Annotated in this window: 8 protein-coding genes; 1 reads left to right on the top strand and 7 read right to left on the bottom strand. The window is 72.6% G+C overall.

The features are described 5' to 3' along the window. Window positions 1-93: 93 nt before the first annotated feature. From ACWD0Y_RS15525 to pdhA, 7 genes are all read right to left on the bottom strand, one after another. Window positions 94-1,074 (bottom strand): NAD(P)H-quinone oxidoreductase, encoded by a 981-nt coding sequence (locus tag ACWD0Y_RS15525; protein ID WP_450260863.1) that lies wholly within the window; start codon window positions 1,072-1,074, stop codon window positions 94-96. Window positions 1,075-1,109: 35 nt separating this feature from the next. Next, on the bottom strand, window positions 1,110-2,183 hold the full coding sequence (locus tag ACWD0Y_RS15530) for a potassium channel family protein (protein ID WP_450260870.1): 1,074 nt from the start codon (window positions 2,181-2,183) through the stop codon (window positions 1,110-1,112). 20 nt (window positions 2,184-2,203) lie between these two features. Further along, complete coding sequence (locus ACWD0Y_RS15535) at window positions 2,204-3,676, bottom strand: molybdopterin molybdotransferase MoeA (RefSeq protein ID WP_450260864.1); 1,473 nt, start codon at window positions 3,674-3,676, stop codon at window positions 2,204-2,206. After that, entirely contained in the window at window positions 3,673-4,578 is a 906-nt protein-coding gene (locus ACWD0Y_RS15540; protein ID WP_450260865.1) for an NTP transferase domain-containing protein, read from the bottom strand. Before ACWD0Y_RS15540 ends, ACWD0Y_RS15535 begins: the two co-directional genes overlap by 4 nt. 68 nt (window positions 4,579-4,646) lie before the next feature. Then, complete coding sequence (locus ACWD0Y_RS15545) at window positions 4,647-6,050, bottom strand: dihydrolipoamide acetyltransferase family protein (protein ID WP_450260866.1); 1,404 nt, start codon at window positions 6,048-6,050, stop codon at window positions 4,647-4,649. A gap of 17 nt (window positions 6,051-6,067) precedes the next feature. After that, window positions 6,068-7,111, bottom strand: a complete 1,044-nt coding sequence (locus ACWD0Y_RS15550; RefSeq protein WP_450260867.1) for an alpha-ketoacid dehydrogenase subunit beta — start codon at window positions 7,109-7,111, stop codon at window positions 6,068-6,070. Beyond that, complete coding sequence (gene pdhA, locus ACWD0Y_RS15555) at window positions 7,108-8,265, bottom strand: pyruvate dehydrogenase (acetyl-transferring) E1 component subunit alpha (protein WP_450260868.1); 1,158 nt, start codon at window positions 8,263-8,265, stop codon at window positions 7,108-7,110. Before pdhA ends, ACWD0Y_RS15550 begins: the two co-directional genes overlap by 4 nt. Before the next feature lie 174 nt (window positions 8,266-8,439). Here pdhA and ACWD0Y_RS15560 point away from each other — a divergent pair, with 174 nt between their 5' ends. Next, on the top strand, window positions 8,440-8,988 hold the full coding sequence (locus ACWD0Y_RS15560; RefSeq protein ID WP_450260869.1) for an Lrp/AsnC family transcriptional regulator: 549 nt from the start codon (window positions 8,440-8,442) through the stop codon (window positions 8,986-8,988). Window positions 8,989-9,081 lie beyond the last annotated feature (93 nt).

The raw sequence follows: 9,081 nt of genomic DNA on the forward strand, positions 1-9,081 counted from the left end.
GGACCCGGTGGACCCGGTGGACCCGCTCACGAGCGGCGAGAGGCCCGCACCGCCGTGACGGCGGTGCGGGCCTCTCGCGCGGATCGGGCCCGCTCAGGCCGTGGTCAGCAGGATCTTGCCGACGTGGCCACCCGCCTCCAGCACCCGGTGGGCCTCCGCCGCCTCGGCCATCGGCACGACCCGGTCCACCACCGGGCGTACGCGGCCGGTGCCGATCAGCGGCCAGACATGTTCCCGTACCGCCGAGACGATCGCCGCCTTCTCGCCCAGCGGACGCATCCGCAGCGACGTCGCCGTGATCGCGGCGCGCTTCTTCATCAGTGCGCCCAGATTGAGCTCGCCCTTCACGCCGCCCTGCATGCCGATGACCGCGAGGCGGCCGTTGACGGCGAGCGCCTTCACGTTCCGGTCCAGGTACTTCGCGCCGATGATGTCGAGGATGACGTCCGCGCCGGCCCCGTCGGTGGCCTTGCGCAGCTCCTGGACGAAGTCCTGCTCCCGGTAGTCGATCAGGATGTCCGCGCCCAGCTGCGCGCAGTGCGCCAGCTTCTCGGGACCGCCGGCGGTGACCGCGACGCGCGCGCCGACCGCCTTGGCGAGCTGGATCGCCATCGTGCCGATACCGCTCGCGCCGCCGTGCAGCAGCAGCGTCTCGCCGGGCCGCAGGTGGGCGATCATGAAGACGTTCGACCAGACCGTCGCGGTCACCTCGGGCAGCGACGCCGCGGTGACCAGGTCCATGCCGTCGGGCACGGGCATCAGCTGCCCGGCCGGTACGGCGACCTTCTCGGCATACCCGCCGCCGCTCAGCAGGGCGCACACCTCGTCGCCCACGGACCAGCCCGAGACGCCGGGCCCCAGTGCCGCGATCCGGCCGGAGCATTCGAGGCCGGGGTACCGGGACGAGCCGGGCGGCGGGTCGTAGAAACCCTGGCGCTGCAGCAGGTCGGCGCGGTTGACGGCGCTCGCCGCGACCTCGACGAGGACCTCGCCCTCGCCGGGTACGGGATCGGGGACCTCCGCCCATACGAGCGCCTCGGGGCCACCGGGTTCAGGAATCGTGATCGCATACATGGCCGCGAGGCTACTCCGCACCGGCCCGTACCAGCCTAGTCCGGCACCGTCACCCGCATGTCCCCCGCGGTCGTGGTGCCGGGCGAGGCGCGCACGATGGTGATCAGCCGGTCCGTCAGCTGCAGCGGGCTGGCCGCCGGATCGTCGTAACCGAGCAGCCGGTGTCCGCGCAGGACACTGACCACCAGGTCCTCGGTCTCCCGTACGTTCCGTCCCACTTCGGCCTTTATCACCGGCCGCTCGACGAGATCGAGTCCGCTGCCCTGCTGGATCAGGTCCTCCATCACCGTGCCCGCGCTGGGGCTGAGCACGGACAGGCCGAGGAGCCGCCCGGCCGCGCTGGCGCTGGTGATGACCGCGTCGGCACCGGACTGGCGCAGCAGCGGCGCGTTCTCCTCCTCACGGACCGCGGCGACGATCTTCGCACCGCGGTTGAGCTGACGCGCGGTGAGCGTGACCAGGACCGCCGTGTCGTCGCGCTGGGTCGCGATGATGATCTGGCGAGCCTTCTGGAGCTCGGCGCGGAGCAGTACGTCGCTGCGGGTGGCATCGCCCAGGACACCCGTGAACCCGTCGGCGTTGGCCGCTTCGATGACCTTCGCACTCGGGTCGACGACCACGATCTGCTCTTTCCTGAGCCCCGTGGCGCCCAGGGTCTGGATCGCGGAACGACCCTTGGTGCCGAATCCGACGATGACGGTGTGGTCGCGCAACTGGGCCCTCCAGCGGTTCAGCCGCCACTCCTCCCGGGTCCGTTCGGTGAGGACCTCGAGAGTGGTGCCGACCAGGATGATCAGGAAAAGCACGCGCAGCGGCGTCACCAGCAGCACGTTGACGAGCCTGGCGCTGTCACTGTGCGGCACGATGTCGCCGTAACCCGTCGTGGAGAGGGTCACGGTCGAGTAGTAGACGGCATCGAGGAGGTCGATGCTCTCGTCGGCGTTGTCGTGGTAGCCGGCGCGGTCGAGGTAGACGATGAGCACCGTCGTGGCCAGAACCATCATCGCCATCAGCAGACGCTTGCCGACCTGCCGCAGCGGGCGGTCGACGATACGGCGCGGCAGCTTGATCCGGGCGGCGACGAGGTGCTCGTCGGCATGCCTGGCCATCGCGTCTTGGCCGGGAAGTTTCACGTGAAACGTCCTTCTGTCCAGGGCAGGTCGAGGATCTCCAGTACCTGGCCGGCCCGTGCGCCGCCGGGCGGGACGACGGCCAGGCCGTCGGCTGCGGCGATGCCGCGCAGCATGGCCGGACCGTTGTAGTGCAGCGGCACGGCCTGTTCCGGTCCGTTCCCGTCTCTTCCCCCTCGGCGGCGGGCGACAGGGACGAGACGGGTGTCGTACGGGTGGCCGCTCACATCGTCCCGTACGGACGAGAAGCGCGGAGCGCGGGGGGCCTGTTGGACACGGGCGCGCAGCAGCGGCTCGGCGAGGGTCAGCAGGCCCGACACGGCGGCCAGCGGGTTGCCGGGCAGACCCACCAGATACGGGCCTTCTGCCCCGTCCGCTTCTCCTCCCCCGGCTCCGAGGCGCGCCAGCAGCATCGGATGGCCGGGCCGCACCGCGACACCGTCGACCAGCAGCTCGGCGCCCGCCTTGCGCAGGATCGGGTGGACGTGGTCGACGGGTCCGGCCGCCGTACCGCCCGTGGTCACGACGAGGTCGGCCGTGGACGTGGTGACGGCCCGGTGGAGCGCTTCGGCGTCGTCGCCCAGGCGGCGGGTGCCCAGCACTTCGGCGCCGAGGGCGCGCAGCCAGGGGTCGAGGAGCGGGCCGAGGGCGTCACGGACCATCCCGTCGTGCGGCAGGCCCTCACTCAGCAACTCGTCACCCAGTACGAGCACTTCGACGCGGGGCCGGGACACGACGGACAGCGTGTCGTAACCGGCGGCCGCGGCGAGGCCGAGGACGGCGGGCGTGACGAGGGCGCCGGCGGGCAGCAGTCGGTCACCGGTACGGCACTCCTGGCCGCGCGGCCGGATGTCCTGACCCTGGACGACCTCGCGGCGCGCGTACAGCCGCCCCTCGGCCTCCGCCGGCCGGGCGTGCTCGCTGCGGATCACGGCGGTGGTGTCGGGCGGGACCCGGGCGCCGGTGGCGATGCGTACGGCCGTACCGTCGGTGAGCGCTCCGGGCGCGGCGTGCCCGGCGAGGACCTGACCGCCTTCCCCGATGTGCCACGGCCCTGGGCCCGCCACCGCCCATCCGTCCATGGCGGACGTGTCGAAGGACGGCAGATCGGTGAGCGCGGCGAGAGGTTCGGCGAGGACCTGCCCGAGGGCCTGCCCCAACGTCACGCGCGCCGTGCGGGGAGCGGCGGCCCCGCCGGCCCGGGCGGCGACGGCGCGCGCCTCGGGCCAGGCAGTGGCGCCGGTACGGGCGTGGGACGCGGGCACGGCGCCGGGCCGGCCCGCGCGGCCGGCCCGCCCGGGCTCCTGCCCGGACGGCTCCGGCCGTTCCCGCTGCTCCGACGCCTGCGACCGGTCCGACGTCCGGTCCGACGTCCGGTCCGGCTCCTGTGCCGGCTCCTGTGCCGGTGCCGATGCCGGTGTCCGGCTGACGAGAGCGAGCGCCTCGTCGATCTCGCGATCCTCCTGGTTCACCCCGCGCCGTCTTCCCTGCGGTCTCCCGTGGCGGCCCCCGAGGCCTCCCCCTTGGCCTCTTCCTCGGCCTCCTGCGCCCAACGGGCGGCGAGAGCCGCGGCCTTGCGAGCCGCTTCGGCAACGGCCTGCGGCCCGTCCCCGCCCGCCTTCGCCGCCGCATAACCGACCAGGAAGGTGGTGAGCGGCGCGGCGGGCCGGGCGACACCGTGCGCGGCGTCGCGGGCGAGGTCGAGCAGGAGGCCGGTGTCGACATCGAGTTCGATGCCGAGCTCGTCCTTGACTGCGGTCATCCATTCATCCAGCACGTGTCCATGCTCCCTGATCCGCGACCGGGCTGCGGCAATGTTTTCCCAGGTGTCGCAGTCGAAGGAGTCCAGGGGACCTGCGGCGACGCGCGTCAGGCCGAGCTCGCCCGTGAGCAGCCGGAGCGGCAGGCCGAAGAGACTGCCGTGCTCGGTGGCGAGGAGCGCCAGCTCGCGGCGGAGCGGTTCGGCGCGGTAGGCGGCGACGAGGGGCTGGTCCCGCCCTCCCGCGTCCACCAGCAGGGCGGCTTCCCGCCCGCTCCCCTCCAGAGCCCCCAGGAGCCGCTGAACCGTACCGCTCCCGATGAACGGCAGATCGGCGGAGAGTACGAGCACGCTGTCCGCGGTGGTACGCCGCACCCCGGCGTCGAGCGCGGCCAGCGGCCCGCCCCCGGCCGGTTTCTCCCGCGCCCACTCGACGGGGCGCACGGTGGCCCGCCGCCCGCCGACGACAACGGTCGTACCGGCTCCGCGGCAGGCCCCCAGCACCCGGTCGAGCAGGGTTCTTCCGCCCACGCGCACCCCGGGCTTGTCCACCCCGCCCAGCCGCTTCGCGGCGCCTCCGGCCAGCACGATGGCGTCATACGCGGTCGTGGTCATTCCCCGAGTATGCGGCCCTCCGGGAAGAGACGGGTAGGGGCGGCGCCCCGCGCAGCGGTCCGAGCGGTCTAGAGCGTGCGCAGCAACAGCGCCGGCTGCTCCACGCAGTCCGCCACGTACCGCAGGAAACCGCCCGCCGTGCCGCCGTCGCACACCCGGTGGTCGAAGGTCAGGGACAGCTGAACGACCTTGCGGACCGCCAGCTCCCCCTCATGCACCCACGGCTTGGGGACGATCCGGCCCACCCCGAGCATCGCCGCCTCCGGATGGTTGATGATCGGCGTGGAGCCGTCGACACCGAACACCCCGTAGTTGTTCAGCGTGAACGTGCCGCCGGTCAGGTCCGCCGGGGTCAGCGCCCCCTTCCTGGCCGACTCCGTCAGCCGGGCGATCTCCGCGCCCAGTTGCTCCACGTTGCGGGCATGGGCGTCCCGTACGACCGGGACGACCAGCCCCCGCTCCGTCTGCGCGGCGAACCCGAGGTGCACACCGGGAAGGCGCACGATCTCGCGGGAGGCCATGTCCACGGTGGAGTTGAGTTCCGGGAAGCGGGCCAGGGCAGCCGTACAGATCCGGGCGAGGAGCGCCAGTACCGAGACCGGTGGCCTGGCCGACCGGTTCATCGCCGCACGGGCCGCCATGAGTTCCGTCGCGTCCGCGTCCACCCAGCAGGTGGCGTCCGGAATCTCGCGACGGCTGCGCGAGAGCTTGTCGGCGACGGCCCCGCGCACCCCCCGCAGCGGAACACGCTCTCCGGCGGCGACGGAAGCCCCCGCAGACATCGGAACAGACGCCGGCACAGACGCCGGTGCCGGTGCCTGTGCCTGTGCCTGTGCCTGTGCCTGTGCCTGTGCCGTCACAGGCTCCTGCTCCTGCTCCTTGCTGCGGATCGCGCTCTCCACATCGGACCGCAGGATCAGACCGTCGGGCCCCGTGCCCTTCAGTTCCCGCAGGTCCAGGCCGTTCTCGCGCGCCAGCCGCCGCACCAGCGGCGAGATCACCGGCACCGGCCCGGCCGTCTTGGCCACCGCGGCCTCAGCGACCGGTACCGGCACTGGTACCGCCACCGGCCCGGCAGCCGGTCCGGCCGCCGTGACCGGCCGGATGCGCCGCCGCCGGGCCACCGCCGCCCCCGTGCCGTACCCCACCAGCACGTTCCCCGAGGACTCCGCCTCCGCGGGAGAGACGGCAGCCGCCGCGGTACCAGAGGCCGCCGCGGCGTCAGGGGCCGCCCCCACCGCGACCGTCAACAGCGGGGAGCCCACCGGCAGCTCGGCCCCCTCCTCGCCGAAGCGGGCGGTCACCACGCCTCCGTACGGACACGGCACCTCCACCATCGCCTTGGCCGTCTCGACCTCGACCACCGGCTGGTCGACGGCGACGACATCACCCACCTCCACCAGCCAGCGCACGATCTCCGCCTCGGTGAGGCCCTCACCGAGGTCGGGCAGCTTGAATTCCAGACTCGCCATCTCAAAAGCGTGTGGCATCAGCTGCCCGCCTCCCACTGAAGCCGCGCGACCGCGTCGAGAACCCGGTCCACTCCCGGCAGATGGTGCCGCTCCAGCATCGGCGGCGGATACGGGATGTCGAATCCGGCGACCCGCAGCACCGGCGCCTCCAGGTGGTGGAAGCAGCGCTCCGTCACCCTGGCCGCGATCTCCCCGCCGGGTCCGCCGAAGCCGGTGGACTCGTGGACGACGACCGCGCGCCCGGTCCGCCGTACCGAAGCGGCCACCGTCTCGTCGTCGAAGGGCACGAGCGAGCGCAGGTCCACGACTTCGAGGTCCCAGCCCTCCGCCCCGGCCGCCTCCGCCGCCTCCATGCACACCGGCAGGGACGGCCCGTACGTGATGAGCGTCGCGCTGCGCCCGGAGCGCCGCACCACCGCCCGGCCGATCGGCTCGACGGCGGCCGGCGCGTCCGGCGACCATGCCGCCTTCGACCAGTAGAGCCGCTTCGGCTCCAGGAAGACCACCGGGTCGTCGGAGGCGATCGCGGCCCTCATCAGCCCGTACGCGTCCTCGACCGTGGCCGGCGTGACGACATGGAGCCCCGGAGTCGCCATGTAGTACGCCTCGGACGAGTCGCTGTGGTGCTCGACGCCGCCGATCCCGCCGCCGTACGGCACCCGGATCACCATCGGCATCGGCATCGCGCCGCGCGTGCGGTTGCGCATCCGTGCGACATGGCTGAAGAGCTGCTCGAACGCCGGGTAGGCGAACGCGTCGAACTGCATCTCGACGACCGGCCGCAGCCCGTACATCGCCATGCCGACGGCCGTTCCCAGGATCCCCGCCTCCGCGAGCGGTGTGTCCGTGACCCGGTCCTCGCCGAACTCCTTCACGAGCCCGTCGGTGACCCGGAAGACACCGCCGAGCGCGCCGACGTCCTCGCCCATCACATGGACGGCCGGGTCCTCGGCCATCGCGTCGCGCAGCGCCCGCCCGAGGGCCTGCGCCATCGTCGCGGGCTTCGCGGCTTTCGCGGCGGACGCCGTGGCCGCCGCCCCCGTCTTCGCTGCCGTCGTCATCGCTCGCCCTCCGCGTCGAGTTCGGCCCGCAACAGGGCCTCCTGCTCCCCCAACTGCGCGGTCTTCCCGGCGTAGACGTGCGTGAAGAGGTCCATGGGGTCGAGCACCGGATCCGCGTTCATGCGCTCGCGCAGGTCCGCCGCCATCGTCTCGGCCTCCTCACGAGCCTGCCGCACGGCGTCCGCGTCCAGGATCGCCCGCTCGGTGAGTTCCCGCTCCAGCAGCTGGACCGGGTCGTGCGTACGCCACGCCTCCACCTCGGCCTCGCCCCGGTAACGGGTCGCGTCGTCGGCGTTCGTGTGGGCGTCGATGCGGTACGTGACCGCCTCGACCAGCGTCGGACCGCCGCCCCGCCGGGCGCGCTCCACCGCCTCGGCGAGCACCTCGTGCACGGCGGCGGCGTCGTTGCCGTCGACCAGCCGGCCCGGCATGCCGTACCCCACGGCCTTGTGGGCCAGGGAGGGCGCCGCGGTCTGCTTGGCGAGCGGCACGGAGATCGCGAAGCCGTTGTTCTGCACGAGGAAGACGACCGGTGCCTGCCAGACCGCGGCGAAGTTGAGCGCCTCGTGGAAATCGCCCTCGCTGGTGCCGCCGTCACCGACCATGGCGAGCGCGACCACGTCGTCGCCCTTGAGACGCGCGGCGTGCGCCAGGCCCACCGCGTGCGGCAGCTGGGTCGCGAGGGGGGTGCACAGCGGCGCGATGCGGTGCTCCCGCGGGTCGTACCCGGTGTGCCAGTCGCCGCGCAGCAGCGTCAGCGCCTGTACGGGGTCGAGCCCGCGCGCCACGGCGGCCAGGGTGTCCCGGTAGCTGGGGAAGAGCCAGTCCTGCTCCTGGAGGACGAGCGCGGCGGCGACCTCGCAGGCCTCCTGGCCGGTGCTGGACGGGTAGACGGCGAGGCGGCCCTGCTTGGTGAGGGCGGTGGCCTGCGCGTTGTACCTGCGGCCGCGGACCAGCTCCGCGTACAGCCGCCGCATCAGGGCGGCGTCGAGCCGGTCGGCGGCGTCGGTGCCGAGCACGCGGTACGGCTCGCTGTCCGGGAGCAGCGGTGCGGGGTCCGTGCGGGGCTTCCAGGCCGGGGGAGGCGTGGGCCTGTATGCGGCGGCACCCGGCATTTCCTGGGCCGACTGGACCGTCATCGTGCTTTTCTTCATCGCGTGCACCTCCTCGTGGGAGCGGTGAGAACGGCACAGGAATGTGGTGTGCCTCACCTACCGATTGTTCGGTCGTGGACGCAATTTGGCTACAGGCGGCTCCAGCCTGTGGACAAACGGTTCTCCACAGCCTGGGATGGACGCAGGTCGTCCATGAGAGGAAGGCGGGGGGACATGGCAGCTGAACGAATGGCCGACGCGGGAGCGGGGCCTCCCGCACGCCCGCTCGACGCCGTCGACCGCGACATCCTGCGCATGCTCCAAACGGACGGCCGCGCGTCGATACGGTCCGTGGCCGAGCGCGTGCACGTGTCGCGCGCCAACGCGTACGCGCGCATCAACCGCCTCATCGACGACGGCGTGATCCGCGGCTTCAGCGCGCGCGTGGACCACGAACGCGCGGGGCAGGGAGCATCGGCGTACATCACGCTCAAGATCGTGCAGAACTCCTGGCGGACGGTGCGCGAGCGGCTTCAGGAACTGCCCGGCGCCGCGCACATCGCACTGGTCAGCGGGGACTTCGACGTACTGCTGCTGGTGCACACGGCGGACAACAGAGCGCTGCGCGAGCTCGTACTGACGAAGATCCAGTCGATCCCGGAGGTGCTCAGCACGCGCACTCTGCTGGTCTTCGAGGAGACAGACCTCGACTCGGCCGCCTCGCCGCAGACGTCCCAGCCTCCCCCATCTCCCCAGCCGCCTCAGCCGCCCCAGGAGCTGTGAAAAGGCTCCCTACGTTGTTCTGCGGGATGCGGTGAGCCCTTCGTATGGTTGACCCGCCCAGGGGTGCCGGGTGTGGTTCAAAAGGCTCTGCCG

This window comes from Streptomyces altiplanensis (assembly GCF_053591575.1).